Here is a 17833-nt window from a genome sequence, read left to right as displayed (position 1 = left end):
GGCGTTTTATGCACGCCCGGCGTCTGGAAGAACTTTACCGCGGATATATCGATTGCCTGAATGCGCAGGATTGGGATCGCCTTGGTGATTATGTTGGCGACGATGTGCATTACAACGGCAAGCATGTTGGTTTGTCGGGCTATCGCGCCATGCTTGAGCGTGATTATCGGGAAATTCCCGATCTTCGGTTCAATATTGATTTGCTGGTTGCCAATGAAACCCATGTTGCAAGCGTGCTGGCTTTTGAGTGCTCGCCAAAGGGCGAGTTTCTTGGGCTTGCGGTAAATGGTCGGAAGGTCGCCTTTTCGGAGAATGTGTTCTACGAATTTCGCGATGGCAAGATCGTGAATGTGCGCTCGCTCCTTGATAAGCTTGCGGTCGAAGCACAGATTGCCCGATGATGACGGCTGATTAGCCGCGAAGGTCGACCGATCCCGGTGCGGCATTCAGCCCGATATTCAGCCCGATGGTCGCGCGGTAGCTTTCGGCTGCCGCATAGGCCTGTGCCGAAATCATTGCCGATATATTCATTGATGCACCCTTGGCGACATTGAAGTCGGCCGCAGAGCTTCCCGGCACCGATGCCGCGCGCGATATCGCGGCCTGATTGGCGATGGCAGCGATACCGTCCAGCCCCTGAAGCGGGCGGATGCTGACCTTGCCGCCGGTGGCATAAAGCCGCCCGTCAGGCCCGGCGGTATAGCTATAGGTGATCATGCCGGCATTTGCCCCGGCAAGGGCCTGATGACTTTCTTCCTCTGTTCTGACGGTGGCGTCGCGGGCGCGAAGCTGCTGGACGATTTCGCGTTCGCTTGCGGTCAGAAGGGCCGGGTTGGCGGTGGGTTGCCGGGCGCTTTTCGGGGTGTCTTCGCGTTCCTGTTGCTGGCGTTCGGTCGGGCTTTGGGTGTCTGTTTCCCCGGTCGTTTGTTCGCCCGCAATATCGCGGGGATCAAGTTGCTGAATAACCGTGATGACCGATGCGGCCCGGTTGACCGGCGCGGTTGAGGGCGGCGGGGGTGATGGCTGCGCGGGTTCTGGGCTGCTGGCGGTTCCCGCCGTCGATCCGAGGGAACCGGACGGCCCCGACCGTGACAGGGTGGTCGATCCGGTTTGTGACGGGTTGGGCGCGGGGGTGTTGCTGGCAAGCGGGACAAGGGCGACGGCGGCTGGCATGGTTTGTGGCGCAGACGCGCCCGTTCCGCCCGACCCGCTGGTCGGCGGCTGGCTCCCGGAGCCGGGCAGGGCGCGTGTGGCAATAATCTGGCCAAGTTGCCCACCACTCCCGGGGATGACCTGTATTGCACCTGCCTGTATCATGGGTGATAGTGTAACCCAACTTGGGGTTAAAAGTACATAAAGCAGGTTCCCGTGATCACGCCGGTTTGATGAGGCTGTGACGTGCTGAAACGGGTTACACTGTAAGCTGTTCCAAAAGCCGACAGGCGCTTGCCTGATCCTGTATCACTGATGAAACGGTTTTGCGGTTATGCGTTCTTTGCCCCTTCTGCCATTTGTTTCCGGTCTTTGCCGTCTTTGCCGTCCGGTTCGACGCGCCAGTTTGCCCGGATGGCCTGGTCTGGCCAGTCTTGCACCTGTGCTTGTTGTCATGGTGATGCTTGCGATGCCGGGGGCGGTCAATGCCGCGCCAAAGGCCGATCTGTGGCCGGACTGGCAGGTTTACGATCCGCAAAGCACGATCATGGTCGATCATGCGGAATGGCAGGGGGTTCTTGACCGGTTTGTGGATCAGCCCGAAGCCGGGGTGACCACCTTTGATTACCAGCGTGCCTTGTCGGAGCGCGCAAACGGGATTTATGCGGTTGCACATTATATAGACCAGATGGTCGATATATCGGTCAGTCGCCTTAACCGGGCCGAGCAGATGGCATACTGGATCAATCTTTATAACGCGCTGACCGTGAAGGTGGTGCTTGACCATTATCCGGTGGCATCGATCCGCGATATCGACATTTCGCCGGGCCTGTTCGCATCGGGCCCGTGGGGTAAAAAGCTTGTCCGTATCGAAGGGCGGACCTTGTCACTTGATGATATCGAACACCGGATATTGCGCCCGATCTGGCAGGATGCGCGCATTCACTATGCGGTGAATTGTGCATCGATCGGATGCCCGGCGCTGGCGCGCGATGCCTATGATGCCAAACGGATCGAAAGCCAGCTTGATCAGGCCGCGCGCGGTTTTATCAACCATGCGCGCGCCATCCATAGTGACGGCGATGGCGGCTTTGTGATTTCAAGTCTGTATGACTGGTATCGGGATGATTTCGGGGCGGGGGACGCGCAATTTGTCGCCCATCTTCTGACCTTTGCCGGGCCTGAGCTGACCGCACAGCTTGATCATATCGGCGGGTTTGATGTTTCCGACGATGAATATGACTGGGCGCTGAACGCACCGCAATCCTGACAATGGTGCGGCAATTCCCGCGCGCCAATTGCCCAAGGATCATGATCAGATCTCCGGGCGCGCTTGATGGCGCCCGGTGGCAAGGCCGGCACGATCAGGCCGCGTTGTGGCGCAGGCGGCTGGTGTTGCCATGGGGAGCACCCCAGTGCAACCGGTTGTGATGGTGCGTCCCGGGAAGGGCCGCCTCGGCCTTTTGGGCGCGATTTTGATTTACCTGCTCGATCGTGTGACGAACGTCACTGGCAGAAATGCCGTCATAGCGCATTAATGTCTGCACGATCGGGTCGGCAAGCATGTCTTCAATCGACAATTCCTGATCAACGTAACTCATCATCTCGTATCCTGGTCTTTTTGTTGCGCGTAATGTAGTGCTATTGCAAATCATTCGCAACTAAAAACTTGCGCCGATTTTACTTTTTTCCACTTTTGCTGGTTTGCTGCATTGATCTGCCTTGGTGTTCGGTGAAAATCACCGGGTACTGGCAATCAAAAATCCGTATCTGGCTGACCGTATAAAACCCGGAAATATGCATCTTTTGGCTGTATGGTCCGGACGGGGCCGGGTGTTCTGGTTCTATCCTGTTGGGTTGATGTTTTTCTGTTGTGGCTTTGCTGTCTTGGCCGGGTGGTTCGGGCCCGGCCAGCTTGGGTCCCGATGCGTGGCCCCATAAAGGGACATCGCGCCAGCCTTTGGGCTGTCGGGGTTCTATTTTCTTGATTCTTTGGTGTTTGGCCTCTAACGCTGGATGCCGGTTTGATCACAACCGTGATAAAGCCCAAAAACTATGGCGAAAATAGGCTGGGAACATGACACGTCCGGGAATTCGTGAATATGGCTTGCTGTTGCTGCTGGCGATGATTTGGGGCAGTTCGTTCACCTTTATCAAGATCGGGGTTCATGCCTATTCCCCGCTGGTGGTGGCGGGCGGGCGGCTGACATTTGCGGCCCTTGTCTTGTGGTGTTTTGCCCTGATCCGCAAATCCGACATGCCGCGCGGGCGGCGGGCCTGGATATCGACATTCATGGTTGCCCTTGTTGGCAATGCCATTCCGTTCTTTCTGATCAGTTATGGTGAAATTCGCGTCGATGCGGGGCTTGCGGCCATTCTGATGTCAACCGTGCCGCTGACCACCGTGGTTCTGGCGCATTTCTTTACCCATGATGAAAAGCTGACGCTGGGCAAGGTGATCGGGGTGATCATGGGCACCATTGGCGTGATTGTTCTGGTCGGTCCGGAAACGCTTTCGGGGCTGGGCGGGGAGTTCCTGTTTCAGCTGGCCATTCTGGTGGCTGCGGTCGGATATGCGATTTCGTCGCTGGTCGCACGCAATCTGCGCGATCAGCCGCGCATCGGGTCGACCGCAGTGATCCTGAGTTTCGCAGCCCTCATGCTGATGCCCTTTGCCCTGATCATTGACCGGCCATGGACCATGGAATGGGATCTTGGGGCGGCGATATCGATCATGTATCTGGGCATGTTCCCGACCGGGATTGCCATGTTCATGATCCTGCATCTGATTGCGGTGGCCGGGGCGAGTTTCCTGGTGTTTAACAATTATCTGGTGCCGGCAGTCGGGGTTCTGATCAGTTTTATCGTGCTGGGCGAAGTGCCCCAGCCCAATGCGCTGGTGGCACTGGTGATCATTTTATGCGGGATTGCCGCATCGCAATTGCGATTTGGCCGCACGGCAAAGCAGACAGGCGATGATGGTGTCAAAGGTGACCCGATCGCGCCAGTTCTTGACAGTCCCGATCGTGAAAAAAGCAAGTCTAATCCGTAGAAAAAACACAAAATCGCGATAAAAGCCGAACTTTATCGCCCAACGTGGAATGTCGGGATTTGTCAATATTGTTTGTGGGCGACAAACCTGATACTTTCCGCCTTTCTGGTCCGGCATGTGCTTGAAAACAGGTGCATGTCACGCCGATTGAATCATTTCTGATCAAGCGTTTAAGAGGTCACGGCCTTTGTCCACCCAAGAGACCAATTCCGAGAGCCGCGATATTTTCCCGGTTTCCATCGAACAAGAAATGCGCCGCAGCTACCTTGATTACGCAATGAGCGTGATTGTTAGCCGTGCGCTGCCTGACGTCCGGGACGGTTTGAAACCTGTGCACCGTCGTATTCTGTACGCCATGCACGAAAACGGTTTCGAATATAACAAACCGTTCCGCAAATCGGCCCGTGTGGTCGGGGACGTGATGGGTAAATACCACCCGCATGGTGACAGCGCGATTTACGACGCGATGGTCCGTATGGCCCAGAACTTCTCCATGCGTCTGCCGCTGATTGACGGGCAGGGGAACTTTGGTTCCATGGATGGCGACAAGGCCGCCGCCATGCGTTACACCGAAGCTCGCATGGCCAAGGCAGCCCATTTCCTGCTTGATGATATCGATAAAGACACGATTGATTTTCGCGATAACTATGACGAAACCACCAAGGAACCGTCTGTTATCCCGGCACGTTTTCCGAACATGCTGGTCAATGGTGCGGGCGGTATTGCCGTTGGTATGGCGACCAATATTCCGCCCCATAACCTTGGCGAAGTCATTGATGGCTGCATGGCCTATGTCGACAATCCCGACATCACCGTCGAAGGTCTGATGGAATTTGTCCATGGGCCGGACTTCCCGACGGGTGGCCTTATTCTGGGGCGTTCGGGCATCCATTCCGCATTCAAGACCGGCCGCGGGTCGGTCGTCATGCGTGCACGCACCCATGTCGAGGAAATCCGTGCCAACCGCGAAGCGATCATCGTTACCGAAGTTCCCTATCAGGTGAACAAGGCGACCCTGATGGAAAAGATCGCCGAACTGGTACGTGACAAGAAACTCGAAGGCATTTCCGATCTGCGTGATGAGTCGGACCGTTCCGGTGTCCGGATGGTGATCGAACTCAAACGTGATGCGAATTCCGACGTTGTCCTGAACCAGCTGTTCCGCTTTACCGCCCTTCAGACGTCGTTTGGCGTCAATATGCTGGCGTTGAACCGTGGCAAGCCGGAACTGATGAACCTGAAAGACATCATTCAGGCCTTTGTCGAATTCCGCGAAGAAGTCATTACCCGCCGGACCATCCATCTTCTCAAAAAGGCGCGTGAACGTGCCCATGTCGTGGTTGGTCTGGGGATTGCCGTTTCCAACATTGACGAAGTCATCAAGCTGATCCGCAATGCGGCCGATCCGACGATCGCCCGTGAACAGCTTATGGCGCGTGACTGGGCGGCGGGCGATATCGTTCCGTTGATCGAACTGATCGCCGATCCGAACCAGATCGGGTCATCGGATGGCATGTATCGCCTGTCCGAAGCACAGGCCCGTGCAATCCTTGAACTGCGTCTGCATCGCCTGACCGGTCTCGAACGCGACAAGATCGCGGGCGAATTGACCGAGTTGGGTGAAAAGATCAAAGACTTCCTTGATATCCTGGCCTCGCGCGAGCGCAAGCTTACGATTCTCAAGGACGAACTGAGCGAAATGCGCAATGAATTCGCCGACCCGCGTCGCAGCGAAATTCAGGAAGCAGAATTCGAACATGACATCGAAGATCTGATTGCCCGCGAAGACATGGTCGTCACCGTGTCGCACAGCGGCTATATCCAGCGTGTTCCGCTGTCGACCTATCGCGCGCAGCGTCGCGGTGGCAAAGGCCGTTCGGGCATGGCCACCCGCGAGGAAGATTTCGTTTCCAAGCTGTTCGTGGCCAATACCCATACCCCGGTTCTGTTCTTCAGCTCCGAGGGTATGGTCTATAAGATGAAGGTCTGGCGTCTGCCGGTCGGCACCCCGCAATCGCGCGGCAAGGCCCTTGTGAACCTGCTGCCGCTGTCCGAAGGCGAATATATCACCACGGTTCTGCCGCTTCCCGACGAGGAAGAATGGCCGAACCTGCATGTGATGTTTGCCACCTCGACCGGGAATGTCCGCCGTAACAGCCTTGCCGATTTCGTGAATGTGAAATCCAACGGCAAGATCGCCATGAAGCTTGAAGAAGATCGTGGTGACAAGCTGATCGCGGTTCAGACCTGTACCGATGATGACGATATTCTTCTGACCACGCGAATGGGCAAATGCATTCGCTTCCGTGTCGGGGATGTCCGCGTCTTTACTGGCCGTAATTCGGTTGGTGTGCGCGGTATTCGCCTGGCGGACGAAGATTCGGTCATCGCGATGTCGGTTCTGTTTGGCAACCATGTCACCATGGAAGAACGTGATGAATACCTTTCGATCGCAGGCAAACTGCGTCGCGAGGAAATCACCGAAGACAATCTTCCGCTCGAAGTGCTCAGTGCTGAACGCTATCAGGAAATTCTTGCTGGTGATCAGCTGATCCTGTCTGTGACCGAAAACGGTTATGGCAAACGCACGTCTGCCTATGAATATCGTGTAACCGGTCGTGGCGGGCAGGGCTTTGCCAATATCGAGATGTCCGAACGTAACGGTAATGTCGCTGCATCCTTCGTCATCGAAGAAGGCGACGAACTGATGATGGTCACCAATGGTGGCAAGGTCATCCGTATGCCGACCCACGACATCCGTATCGCCGGCCGCAAGACACAGGGTGTGACATTGTTCCGGACTGCCGATGACGAACAGGTCGTCGCGGTTGAACGACTGTCAAACCTTGGCGGTGACGAAGAAGGTGAAGAAGGCGATGTGGATGGTGTTGAAAACATCGATGACGCATCAACCGACACCGCAGAAACCAGTGCCAGTGATGCGGGTGATGATGCACCGGCAACTGATGGCACCGAAAGCGACGAATAATTGGAAATTCGATGACTGAAACGTCTTCTACCATATCGCGCATCGGGATTTATCCGGGCACATTCGACCCGGTGACCCAGGGGCATATGGATATTATTCGTCGTGCGACCCGGATTGTGGACCAGCTTATTGTCGGCGTTGCGATCAACGCCGGCAAAGGTCCGATGTTCGGCGTTGATGAACGCTGCAAACTGGTCGAAGAGGCCCTGAAAGCGGCGGGCGGCGAAGTTGCCGCGCGCACCTCAGTTAAGCCATTTTCTTCGCTTCTGATGGATTTCGCCAAAGAAAACGGTTCAAGCACGATCATCCGCGGTCTTCGCGCGGTATCGGACTTTGAATATGAATTCCAGATGGCGGGCATGAATGCCCGGCTGTCGCCGGAAGTCGAAACCGTGTTTTTGATGGCGTCCGACAAACAGCAGTTTGTCTCGTCGCGCTTCGTCAAGGAAATCGCCCGGCTGGGTGGTAATGTAAGTGAATTTGTGCCGGCCAACGTGCTTAAGCGCTTGCATGAAAAGCTGGCAGAAGAAAAGGAATAACGCAGGCCATGCGTCTTTTTCGTCTATTCTCAATAATTGCTCTCGTACTAGGAATTGTAACCATGTCCAATGGAAACGACGCTGTCGCGCAGGATTTGGAAAACACGCTTTATCTTGATCTGAAAGATGGCCGCGTTGTTATTCAGCTTCGCCCGGACCTTGCGCCGAAACATGTTGCCCGCATCAAGGAACTGACCCGCGAGGGGTTCTATGATGGTCTGAAGTTCCATCGTGTGATCGAAGGCTTCATGGCGCAGACCGGCGACCCCAAGGGCAATGGTACCGGCGGATCGGGTCAGAAACTTGATGCCGAATTCTCCAAGGAACATCATGGTCGCGGCACCGTTTCCATGGCCCGTTCGGCCAACCCGAACAGTGCTGATTCGCAATTCTTCATCTGCTTTGCCGATGCACCGCATCTGGATGGCCAATACACCATCTGGGGTCAGGTGACCGAAGGCATGGAATATGTCGACATGATCAAAAAAGGTGCCCCCTGGGCCAACGGGTCGGTTGCCGATCCGGACGTGATTGTCAAAATGCAGGTTGCTGCAGACGCGCAATAATCGCGCAAACCGATCATTTGCAACCGAAAGCCGTCCCTTTGTGGGGCGGCTTTCGCGTTTTAGGGCGCGAAAGCAGAAAAAGAGGAAAAATATGGAAAACAGGTGTTGACCAGCGCGTGCTCTCCCATTAAAACGCGCTTCACCAACGTTGAGGGCCCGTAGCTCAGTTGGTAGAGCAACTGACTTTTAATCAGTTGGCCACAGGTTCGAATCCTGTCGGGCTCACCAATAAGCCCCTGAAACCTTTCCGGTTTCGGGGGCTTTTTCTTTATCCGCCCATCCCCCTTTATCAAATTCGTTTCATCCGCGCGGTCCGATTTCCGTCGGTCGGCATCCGGACAATTCATGACATTTTTTTAACCGATCAAAACCGGGGTTTTCCGGGGTTTTGGCGCGAATTCATGGCAGATGTGCAAAAACACGTAAAAAGGGGGGTTGACCGATGACGCCAGTCCCATTAAAACGCCGCTCACCAACGTTGAGGGCCCGTAGCTCAGTTGGTAGAGCAACTGACTTTTAATCAGTTGGCCACAGGTTCGAATCCTGTCGGGCTCACCAATTCAAAACCCCTGGAACCCAGAAGTTCCGGGGGTTTTGCATATCCGGCATTTGGATCACTTACGTCTTCGCCGCACTTGTTTGCCCCATCGGGCATTTTTGCCCGCGTCGCCGGTATGGTCCGACTTTCCCGTTCACTCTGTTTCGATATCTGATCGCCCTGGTGCGAAGCAAAGCAGCCATGCACGAAAAAGCTGTATGTTTTGTTGGTTGCGATTGCATCGCAATTCTATTTCCTGTAAAGAATGCAAATCAGTTTCAAATGCATCAGAGCAGGACGTCTGATGCTGATCGTATATTTGATCGGAAAGTTAAATGCCTGAACCTGTAAATCCGTTGGCCGCATCTGATGATGCGCAAAGCCCGCTTGCATCCGATGGCGCAATTGCACCTGACGCAACTGCGACCGGAACCCTGTCCAGTGATGGTACAGTGATCCTTGATCCCGCTACGGGACTTCCGATGGACACAACGGCAACGACCCAGGCCAATTCCATGACCGATGCCTTTGTCGGGTTGCCGGTGATTGAACAGGTTGACCGGGCCGGGGTTGTCGGCTGGGTGCTGGCAGCGATGGCTTTGATCGGGCTTGTCCTGTTCTTCTACAAGCTGGTTGGTTTCTTGCGCCGTGGTGTCTTTGCCGACGGGTTTGTGCGTGATGTCGAACGCCACCTTTCTGATGGCGACGAAGCACAGGCCGCAGACCTTCTGGCGCGCCGTCGTCATCCGGCGGCACGTATCGGACTTTCGGGCCTGTCACTGTCTGTGGCATCGGCTGATGAACGCGAAGCCGCATCCGATCTTATTGCCGCACGTGCGCGCAAGGAAATCGACAGCCTGAACGGTGGTTTGCGCATCATGTCGGCCATCGCGGTCCTCAGCCCGCTTCTGGGCCTGCTTGGAACCGTGATGGGCATGATCGAGGCCTTCCAGAAAATGGAAGGTGCGGGCAGCCGCATTGATCCGTCTGTCCTGTCGGGCGGGATCTGGCTGGCGTTGCTGACAACCGCGATCGGTCTTGTCGTCGCGATCCCGGCAACCGCATTCCATATGTGGATGCAGGGCGTTATCGGCCGTGCAGCAGCGGTGATGGAAGATGTCTGCACCATGGTGGTCAATCGGGGCGAACTGGCCCACAGGACCACTCTGGGGGCGTCCAACGTATCCGAACTTCGCCACGCAGCCGAATAAACCCAATCCGCCGGAATACGCCTATGCAATTGCGCGAACGTAATCGCGGTTCATCACCGATGATCGGTCTGACCCCGCTGATTGATGTTGTCTTCATTTTGCTGATTTTCTTCATGCTGGCATCAAGCTTCCTTGACTGGAAGGGCTTCGAGATGTCGGTCAGCATCACCGATGGCAGATCAACCAGCCAAAGCGACGTACGCCCGGTAACGGTCAATGTCGATGCCAATGGCGGTCTTTCGATCAACGGGGAAACCGTATCGCTGTCGGGACTTGTTCCGGCATTGCAAAGCGGCTATGGCGGATCGCCCGTGCGTCTGCGTCCGGTCAATGGTGCAAGTCTTCAGCATCTGGTTGATGTGATGGATGCACTTGGCCGTGGCGGGGTTACAGATGTGGAGTTCATCGAATGAAACGCCGCATTCAGATCGCCGAGGACGGCCCGGTCCAGGAACCGATGTTGCCTTTGATCAATATCGTGTTTTTGCTTCTGATCTTTTTCATGATCGCCGGAAGCCTGCAAAAGCTGGGTCCATTTGAAGTCGACCCGCCGGCAAGCCATACCGCCGAAGCCCGCCCCGAAGACACGATTGTTCTGTGGTTCGGGAAGTCGGGTGAAATCGGGATTGATGATCTTAAGGGCGGCCTTGATCGCCTGTCATCGATGTTGCCGGTTGATTATATCGGTCGTCCTGTCGAAATCCGTGCCGACCGCGATACCGAAGGTGCCAAGGTTGTTGCCTTGCTCAAACGGTTGCAGGAACTGGGCGTTGACAAGGTACAGCTGATGACCGCAATCGAGGCGGGACAGGATTGATATGTCAAAACGCGTTGATTTCCTGATCGCAACCGGGCTGACCGGTATTGTTCTGGCCGGGGGGATTGTTCTGGCCATGCCCGATCCGCAACCATCGGGTTGGGGCGGGGCCGGATCGGTCCAAAGCATCAGCATTTCGCTTGGTGCCGGGCATGCCGTTAGTGGTGAGTCCGAAATTGACGAACAAAGTGCGGATTCTGTCGAAAGCCGTGCCGCCGAAGAACCGGTCGAGGTTACCGAACCTGAACCCGAACCGGAACCGGAGCCGGTCGTTGAACCGGAACCCGAGCCAGAACCGGTCGAGGAACCCGAAGAAATCGTCGAGCCGGAACCAGAGCCCGAACCCGAAATTGTCGAACCCGAGCCTGAACCGGAACCCGAGCCCGTCGTCGAAGAAGTCGTCGAACCCAAGCCCGAACCGGAACCAGAGCCGGTTGTGGTTCAGGAACTGGCCGAAGTTCTTCCGGTCCGGATGAAGCCCAAGCCGCCGGTCACCAAGGTCGAAGCACCGAAAAAACCGGAACCGGTTCAGAAAAAGCCCGAACCGGTCATGCAGCCAAGCGGCCTGACCAATTCAAGCCGGTCCGAAGGCACCGTGGGTGAAGTCGCCCAAAGCCAGGCAGCCTCGGCATCGAATGGCAGTGGCGGCGGCGCCGCCAGCAAGGCCGCGATGGTCGATTACCAGTCATCGGTTCTGCAAATGCTGAACCGCTATCGCGAATATCCCGACCGGGCCAAGCGACGCGGCATCGAAGGTCAGAACAGCATCTATATCGTGATTGCACGTGACGGAACGGTGCTTGAAACCCGGGTGCTGTCATCAAGCGGATCCAAGTTGCTTGATCGCGAAACCCAGCGGATGATTGAACGGGTACGCCAATTCCCGCCATTCCCCGACACCATGACCGAAGACAAGATCATGTTGACCGTGCCGGTGGTCTACAATCTGCGCTAATGCAAAACGCCAGCCCCGAAAGGCTGGCGTTTTTTATTTCGCATTGTGGCTTGTGGCTTGTGGCGTGTGACGGGGTAGGTGAGGGAAAGGAAGGTCAGGCCTGACCGTCTTCCCACCGATAGTCCAGCGGCGCCTCGCGCCAGGCGAATTTGTCGAGATGGACGATAATCACGCCTTTCATCTTTTCGATCCCTTCGGCCTTTTCGGAGTGACCATCGAAAATCAGGGCGTCATCCGTTGCCGTGATGGTGCATGGCCCCATCGGAAAGGCGACATCGCCCGATGTTTCACCAAGATCGACTGTGACCTTGTGGGCGAAATGCTTGCACAGCTGCACAAGATATTTGGCGGCGTTATCGGTTTTGACCGATCCCCTGGTGGTAAACATTTATCGGTGTCCCTCTATGGTGTTGAGCCCGTCGACAATGACGAATGGTGACCCGTGCGAGCATGTTTCAAGCCGCCCGCTGACATGATAGGCCCGCGACAGCATTTCGGGTGTCATGGCATGTCTTGGGGCGCCATGTGACAACACACCGCCTTCGCCAAACAGGATCAGGCTGTCGCAATGGCGCATCGCCAGATTGATGTCATGCAGCGCAATCAGCGCCAGTCCCTGTTTGTCTTTGACAAGGGTGCGCACCACATCGAGAACCCCGAGCTGCCAGCGCAGATCAAGCGCGCTTGTCGGTTCATCAAGCAGCATGATGTCGGGTTCGCGGACAATGATCTGGGCAAGCCCGACCATCTGGCGCTGACCACCGGACATGCGGCTAAGCGGCTGAAACGCGATATGGCGGATGTTCAAACGGTCAAAAACCTGTTCGGTCAGGGTTTCCACATGATCGCGTGTCAGATCATGGCGCACCGCCCGGCAGGCCGAAATAACCGCCTCATAAGCCACAAGATTGGTGGCCTGTGGCAAGGTTTGCGGCAAATAGGCAACCTTGCGTGCGCGCTGATTATGGCTGAGCTTGCGGTTTTCATCCCCGTCATAGGTGATCGACCCGCCATAGGGGGCAAGCCCCGCAAGCGATCGCAGGAAGCTTGATTTGCCAACACCATTGGGGCCAAGCACGCCGATCACGCTGCCCGGTTCGAAATCGGCCAGCGTGATGTTGGACAGGATGGTGTTTTTGCCATGGGCAATCACAAGATCGCGGATATCAAGTTTGGTCATGATCGGCCCCTTATCCACGACGCTTTTGCGAAATCAGCAAGGCCAGGAACAGCGGAATGCCGATCAGGGCCGTGACAATGCCATCGGGGATCATGATGCCCGGGACAATCGATTTGCTGGCCAGGGACGCACAAGACAGGATAAATGCCCCGGCAAGGATGCTGCCCGGGATGTAGTAACGATGGTCCTCGCCAAAGGCCAGGCGCGCAATATGCGGCCCGACCAGCCCGACAAAGCCGATCACGCCGGTAAAGGATACGGCAACCGCGGTCAGAACCCCGACGCGCAGCAATACCAGCATCCGCAAACGTTCAACCGACACCCCATAGCTTTTGGCGTAATCTTCGCCGCCACGAAGGGCTGTCATTTTCCAGACATGGCGAATGCTGAATGGCACACAGCACAGGAACACCACGCCGACAATCGCGATCTTTTCCCAACTGGCGCGTGCAAGGCTGCCCATGGTCCAGAAAACGATCTGTTGCAGGCTGTCGGTATCGGCAACGAACTGGATAAGCGAAACCAGCGCATCCAGTGCGAAAACCAGCGCAATGCCAAACAGCACGACCGTATCAATGGTCGCCCCGTAAAATCCCGCCAGCATCTGGATCAGGAAAATCGCGCACAACGCCCCGGCAAAGGCAAATACCGGCACAATGTAGTTTTCCGGCAGGCCGTATTGGTCAAGCTGAAAGACAATGGCGACCGATGCGCCAAGGGTCGCGGCATGCATGATGCCAAGGGTCGACGGGCTGGCCAGCGGGTTGTTGAGCACCGTCTGCAATTCCGCCCCGGCAAGGCCCAGTGTCGCCCCGATCAGGATCGCCAGCACCGCAAAGGGCAGGCGCACGTCAAACACAATCACCTTCATGGCGCCAGAAAGCGTTTCGGGATCAAGGATGCCCGTCACCACATCGACAAAGGACAGCATGGCCGGGCCGGTGATCACATTGGCAACAAAGGAAACAATCAGGGCAGTCAGGAATATGCACAGCCAGAAAATCCGTTTGAACACGAATGCCCGATACTGGTGTGACAGCGACGGCGCAGCATGTGCTGCGCCGGTGGTCTGGTCTTTCATCATTTGGTCCGATGTTTTATGGCGTTTACAAAGATGACGCCTGATCAAGGCCAATCCAGTAAACACCATTCAGATCAACCGCCTGGAAACGCTCAAAGAAGGTTCTGAGTGTCGCGTCCGGATCAAGATCGGCAAAGGTTTCGGGATGGAACCATTTTGCCATCGCCTGAAGGGTCGTGACATTGATCGGGTTGTTATAGACATGGTGCCAGACGGAATAGACATGGCCGCTTTTCACCGCTGAAAGCTCCGAAAGGCCGGTACGTTCCATGCTGTGCGCAAGCGACGCTGCGGCCTGTTGGGCACTGGTCGATGCGCCAAGAACAATGCGTTTGGAATTGAGTTCCGGATCAAGCCCCGCCGATCCGACCGCGGTCGTCACATAATAGTCCGGGTTCTTGAGAAGAAGCTGCTCGATCGAAACCTGTGCGATGACGCCTGGGATTTCGTCGCCAAATACGTTGTTGCCGCCGGCAAGTTCGACAAATTTGCCGATCATTTCATTGCCCATCGCCTCGCAACAATTCTGTTGCAGGCCAACCCGGCTTTCAAGAAATACGCTGGGTTTGTCGGTGATCTGTGCGGTTTTGTCGGTCACCTTGTGCAGGTTTTCTTCGTAGAATTTTACGAATGCTTCGGCCCGGTCTTCCTTGCCCATCAGCTTACCCAGAATGCGGATGCTTTTTGGGGTGTTTTCGAACGGCTTGCTGCGGAAATCAATCATCACGACCGGGATATGGGCCGCCCCCAGAACCGACAGAATTTCGTGGCTTTTTGATCCCGGCCCATGGCCGCCCGACATGCCAAAGATCGCGACATCGGGTTCGACCGTCAGTGCCTTTTCGACCGAAAAGGTTGCCTCACCGCTGCGCCCGATCAACGGAATGTCGTCGATTTCGGGAAATTTGGCTTCGTACTGGGCGTATGAGCCCGGATCAAGCTGTTTGAATTCACCCATCATGCCCGCGATCCAGCGCACCGGATTTTCCGGATCCAGAATGCCGATGGATGGCAAAAAGCGACCTTCGCCCAGGATCATGTGTTTGATCGGGACTTCGACGGTAACTTCGCGTCCGGCAACATCGGTCAGGGTAATGGTTTCACCAGCCCGGGCCGTGGTGGCGCACAGGACAGCGGCGGCAACGAAACTCAGTAAACGGTTAAATTTCATATCGTTTCTGCATTCTGGAAGGTTGCATGATGTAAGCGACAATCTGTCTGGCTGTGTCGGGGCAGGGCGCTGCGCCTTCACCATCGGGTTGATCAGCACCAAAACCGCTGCCATGGCCGGCGCATCAAAATGCGCACCATCCACACAGCCGGAAATTTTCATAGCAAAGAAACCATCCAATTGCGAATGATTTTGAATATTATTTTCTTTAAGGGCCTTATCATCCGGCAAAGGGCGGGGCAGTGCTGATCACAATCCATCACCCGTCAGACAAAAAAAGGGGTGCGGAAACCGGCGTTCCCGCACCCGCACGACCGCGCATCAACGGTCAGAAAGTCATGACGTTGCCGTCAGACGCGCCACAAAGGCATCAACATCACTGCGCAAACGTTCGGAATTCTGCTTAAGGGTTTTGGACACCTCAAACACCTGGGATGCCACCGAGCTTGTCTTGCTTGCCGTGCCATTGACCGTTTCAAGGCTGGTATTCACGTCCTGATTGGCGGCGGATACCGCATTGATATTGCCACTGATTTCGGTGGTGGCGGCGGCCTGTTGTTCGACTGCGGCTGAAATTGCCGTTACCGATTCAACGATGGTGCCGATTTGTCCGGCCACGGTTTGAATGGCACTGACGGCTGCTGACGTGCTTTGTTGAACGGCATTGATTTGTTCGGTGATATCGCCGGTTGCCTTGGCGGTCTGATTGGCAAGGTTTTTGACCTCGCTTGCGACCACTGCAAAACCTTTGCCGGCTTCACCGGCCCGGGCGGCTTCGATTGTCGCATTCAGCGCCAGAAGGTTGGTCTGGCTTGCGATCTTGTCAATCAGATCGACGACCGTTCCAATCTGGTCTGCCGCGGCGTTCAGTGTTTCGATGGTGTCCGATGTTCGCCGAACGGATTGTTCGACCTCGTTCGAAATGGTCGATGCCCGCGACACCTGACTGGAAATTTCACGAATGGAACTGTCGAGTTCTTCGGCCGCACCGGCAACGGTGGTGGCATTGTCCGCGGAAATTTCGGCAGCCCCGCGGGCTCTTTGGACCTCGTCCTGGGTTTCGGTCATGCTGGAAATCAGCGTATTGGACGCGTGTGACATGTCCTCGGCCGATGAGGCGACGGCAGCAACGACGGTGCCGATGGTTTCCTCGAAATCATGCGACATCTGTTGCAGTTTGTTGTGATAGGTGTTTTGCGTTTCCTCGTAATAGACCGTGATCGCCATTTCGACATCGACCAGAAGCGCATTGATCGATGCGACCACCATCAGGGAAACCTGTGAATCGCGGTGGAATTGCCTGAACAGCAGGGCCGATATTTCACCGAGCATGAAATTATAGGCCGACACATAGGATTCCGGCGTCAGTCCGATCCGTTCATGGGCCTTGCCGATGCGTCGGACATCTTCATAAAACGAGTCATCAAACGACCCTTCGAACAGTTTGGCCCAGTGTTTGCGCTGGGCGTCCTTGAGGCGGCTGATATTGGACGGATCCCCGACGATTTTTGCCAGTTCCGGTCGGCCCATCACCTTTTTGTAGAATTCGTCCAGAATGGGTGGAAGGTTCTTTTCGATTACCGGCCATGCCCGTTTGAGCTGTTTGACCTTGTTCTCGTCAAAGCCGATGAATTCAAGACGGCGTTTTAGTTCCGGATGCATGCCATTCTCCCCGATAGCAGGTTGATCTCTCTCAGCATTTGTTATGCGCATCTTGGTTTTAGGTTGGGCTTCAATTTGGGAAAATAACTATCCATTAGGATTGATGATTTGCTCGCAAGGGTAGATTCACCTCGGCATCTCGCAGATTTTCGGGAAAAATCGTCACACCCTTTGGGGCAGGGCGTCGTTTCGTCTGTAAGTCACAGATGAACAGGAGGCCGCCGTGCCGATTAACAAGGATCAGCTGAGAACTTTGATCGTGCAGCCGGTTTTGGCTGTGCTTGATCTTCCGGCCCCCGATGTTGCCGAAAACCTTCTGATGGGCACAGCGGCCCATGAAAGTCATCTGGGCGACTATATCCAGCAGGTTGGTGGCGGTCCGGCACTGGGCATCTATCAGATGGAACCGGCAACCCTGAATGATTGCTATGTCAATTATCTGGATTATTCGACCCGTGCGGCTTTGAAGGCCAAGGTTGATGGTTTCCTGGCAGCACAGCCGGTCGGATCGGATGGCAAACCCGACAAGTCCGCACAGCTTGCCACCAATCTTGCCTATGCAACCGCGATGTGTCGCATCCGGTATTATCGGGCCCCGGGTGCCTTGCCGTCCGATCCCAATGATCTGAACGGACTGGCCGCCTATTGGAAGCAATATTACAACACCCCGCTTGGCGCCGGTACGGTGGATCAGTTCATTGCCGATTATAACCGTTTCCTTGGCTAGGGTTGCGGCCCGAACAGCGATCATTGACGGTATCTGGCATTCGCATAAAGCCAGCATGCCGTAGCGTCGGGGAAAAAATATTTCCCCGTTTTGGCAAAAATAGTGGAAACCGACGCGTCTTTTAGCGAAAATCCCCCTCCGCAGGCTGGTGGTCGCGCAAAAAACCACCAAAACACAAGAATCTAAGGGGATC

18 protein-coding genes and 2 tRNA genes are annotated in these 17833 nt (G+C 55.6%); 13 read left to right on the top strand and 7 right to left on the bottom strand.

Features of this window, described 5'->3' with window-relative positions; all coding sequences use genetic code 11:
• Positions 1-8 precede the first annotated feature (8 nt).
• A complete protein-coding gene (locus CU041_RS15600; RefSeq protein ID WP_101247628.1) occupies positions 9-401 on the top strand; it encodes an ester cyclase in 393 nt (130 codons plus the stop codon).
• A gap of 10 nt (positions 402-411) precedes the next feature.
• Here CU041_RS15600 and CU041_RS15595 read toward each other — a convergent pair whose 3' ends face one another.
• Positions 412-1317 carry a putative metalloprotease CJM1_0395 family protein gene (locus CU041_RS15595; RefSeq protein ID WP_101247627.1) on the bottom strand — a complete coding sequence of 302 codons (906 nt, stop codon included), beginning with the start codon at positions 1315-1317 and terminating at the stop codon, positions 412-414.
• A 169-nt stretch (positions 1318-1486) separates the two neighbouring features.
• Here CU041_RS15595 and CU041_RS15590 point away from each other — a divergent pair, with 169 nt between their 5' ends.
• Positions 1487-2422, top strand: a complete 936-nt coding sequence (locus tag CU041_RS15590; RefSeq protein WP_101247626.1) for a DUF547 domain-containing protein — start codon at positions 1487-1489, stop codon at positions 2420-2422.
• Positions 2423-2516: 94 nt separating this feature from the next.
• On the opposite strand, the gene CU041_RS15585 is transcribed toward CU041_RS15590, so the two are convergent.
• Positions 2517-2756 (bottom strand): hypothetical protein, encoded by a 240-nt coding sequence (locus tag CU041_RS15585; protein WP_170310270.1) that lies wholly within the window; start codon positions 2754-2756, stop codon positions 2517-2519.
• 473 nt (positions 2757-3229) lie between these two features.
• On the opposite strand from CU041_RS15585, the gene CU041_RS15580 reads away from it, so the two are divergent.
• The 10 genes from CU041_RS15580 to CU041_RS15530 all read left to right on the top strand — a co-directional run bounded on the left by CU041_RS15580 (position 3230) and on the right by CU041_RS15530 (position 11819).
• Positions 3230-4204, top strand: a complete 975-nt coding sequence (locus tag CU041_RS15580; RefSeq protein WP_101247624.1) for a DMT family transporter — start codon at positions 3230-3232, stop codon at positions 4202-4204.
• 187 nt (positions 4205-4391) lie between these two features.
• Positions 4392-7193 (top strand): DNA gyrase subunit A, encoded by a 2802-nt coding sequence (gene gyrA / locus CU041_RS15575; protein WP_101247623.1) that lies wholly within the window; start codon positions 4392-4394, stop codon positions 7191-7193.
• Between the two features lie 11 nt (positions 7194-7204).
• The gene (gene coaD, locus CU041_RS15570) at positions 7205-7732 is read left to right on the top strand and encodes a pantetheine-phosphate adenylyltransferase (RefSeq protein ID WP_068518489.1); all 528 of its coding nucleotides are present in this window, start codon (positions 7205-7207) and stop codon (positions 7730-7732) included.
• 62 nt (positions 7733-7794) lie between these two features.
• Entirely contained in the window at positions 7795-8298 is a 504-nt protein-coding gene (locus CU041_RS15565; RefSeq protein ID WP_068518488.1) for a peptidylprolyl isomerase, read from the top strand.
• A 152-nt stretch (positions 8299-8450) separates the two neighbouring features.
• A tRNA-Lys gene (locus CU041_RS15560) sits at positions 8451-8526 on the top strand.
• Between the two features lie 254 nt (positions 8527-8780).
• A tRNA-Lys gene (locus CU041_RS15550) sits at positions 8781-8856 on the top strand.
• A gap of 315 nt (positions 8857-9171) precedes the next feature.
• Positions 9172-10047, top strand: coding sequence for a MotA/TolQ/ExbB proton channel family protein (locus CU041_RS15545; protein WP_068520073.1), 876 nt, complete (start codon positions 9172-9174; stop codon positions 10045-10047).
• 23 nt (positions 10048-10070) lie between these two features.
• Positions 10071-10460 (top strand): ExbD/TolR family protein, encoded by a 390-nt coding sequence (locus CU041_RS15540; RefSeq protein ID WP_101247621.1) that lies wholly within the window; start codon positions 10071-10073, stop codon positions 10458-10460.
• Positions 10457-10864, top strand: coding sequence for an ExbD/TolR family protein (locus CU041_RS15535; RefSeq protein ID WP_068520066.1), 408 nt, complete (start codon positions 10457-10459; stop codon positions 10862-10864). Before CU041_RS15540 ends, CU041_RS15535 begins: the two co-directional genes overlap by 4 nt.
• A 1-nt stretch (position 10865) precedes the next feature.
• The gene (locus CU041_RS15530; RefSeq protein WP_101247620.1) at positions 10866-11819 is read left to right on the top strand and encodes an energy transducer TonB; all 954 of its coding nucleotides are present in this window, start codon (positions 10866-10868) and stop codon (positions 11817-11819) included.
• Between the two features lie 94 nt (positions 11820-11913).
• Here CU041_RS15530 and CU041_RS15525 read toward each other — a convergent pair whose 3' ends face one another.
• From CU041_RS15525 to CU041_RS21050, 5 genes are all read right to left on the bottom strand, one after another.
• Positions 11914-12207 carry a DUF2218 domain-containing protein gene (locus tag CU041_RS15525; protein ID WP_101247619.1) on the bottom strand — a complete coding sequence of 98 codons (294 nt, stop codon included), beginning with the start codon at positions 12205-12207 and terminating at the stop codon, positions 11914-11916.
• Entirely contained in the window at positions 12208-12999 is a 792-nt protein-coding gene (locus tag CU041_RS15520) for an ABC transporter ATP-binding protein (RefSeq protein ID WP_101247779.1), read from the bottom strand.
• Positions 13000-13009: 10 nt separating this feature from the next.
• Positions 13010-14080, bottom strand: a complete 1071-nt coding sequence (locus tag CU041_RS15515) for a FecCD family ABC transporter permease (protein WP_170310269.1) — start codon at positions 14078-14080, stop codon at positions 13010-13012.
• A 25-nt stretch (positions 14081-14105) separates the two neighbouring features.
• Positions 14106-15251, bottom strand: coding sequence for an ABC transporter substrate-binding protein (locus CU041_RS15510; protein WP_101247778.1), 1146 nt, complete (start codon positions 15249-15251; stop codon positions 14106-14108).
• Positions 15252-15587: 336 nt separating this feature from the next.
• Positions 15588-16913 (bottom strand): globin-coupled sensor protein, encoded by a 1326-nt coding sequence (locus CU041_RS21050; RefSeq protein ID WP_101247617.1) that lies wholly within the window; start codon positions 16911-16913, stop codon positions 15588-15590.
• Between the two features lie 223 nt (positions 16914-17136).
• Between CU041_RS21050 and CU041_RS15500 the strand changes: the two genes are divergently transcribed.
• Positions 17137-17640 (top strand): hypothetical protein, encoded by a 504-nt coding sequence (locus CU041_RS15500; protein ID WP_068520058.1) that lies wholly within the window; start codon positions 17137-17139, stop codon positions 17638-17640.
• Positions 17641-17833 lie beyond the last annotated feature (193 nt).

This window comes from Thalassospira povalilytica (assembly GCF_002844235.1).
Lineage (GTDB): Bacteria > Pseudomonadota > Alphaproteobacteria > Rhodospirillales > Thalassospiraceae > Thalassospira > Thalassospira povalilytica.
The sequence above is the reverse complement of the archived record's forward strand: the minus strand, read 5'-3'. Positions and strand labels throughout refer to the sequence as shown.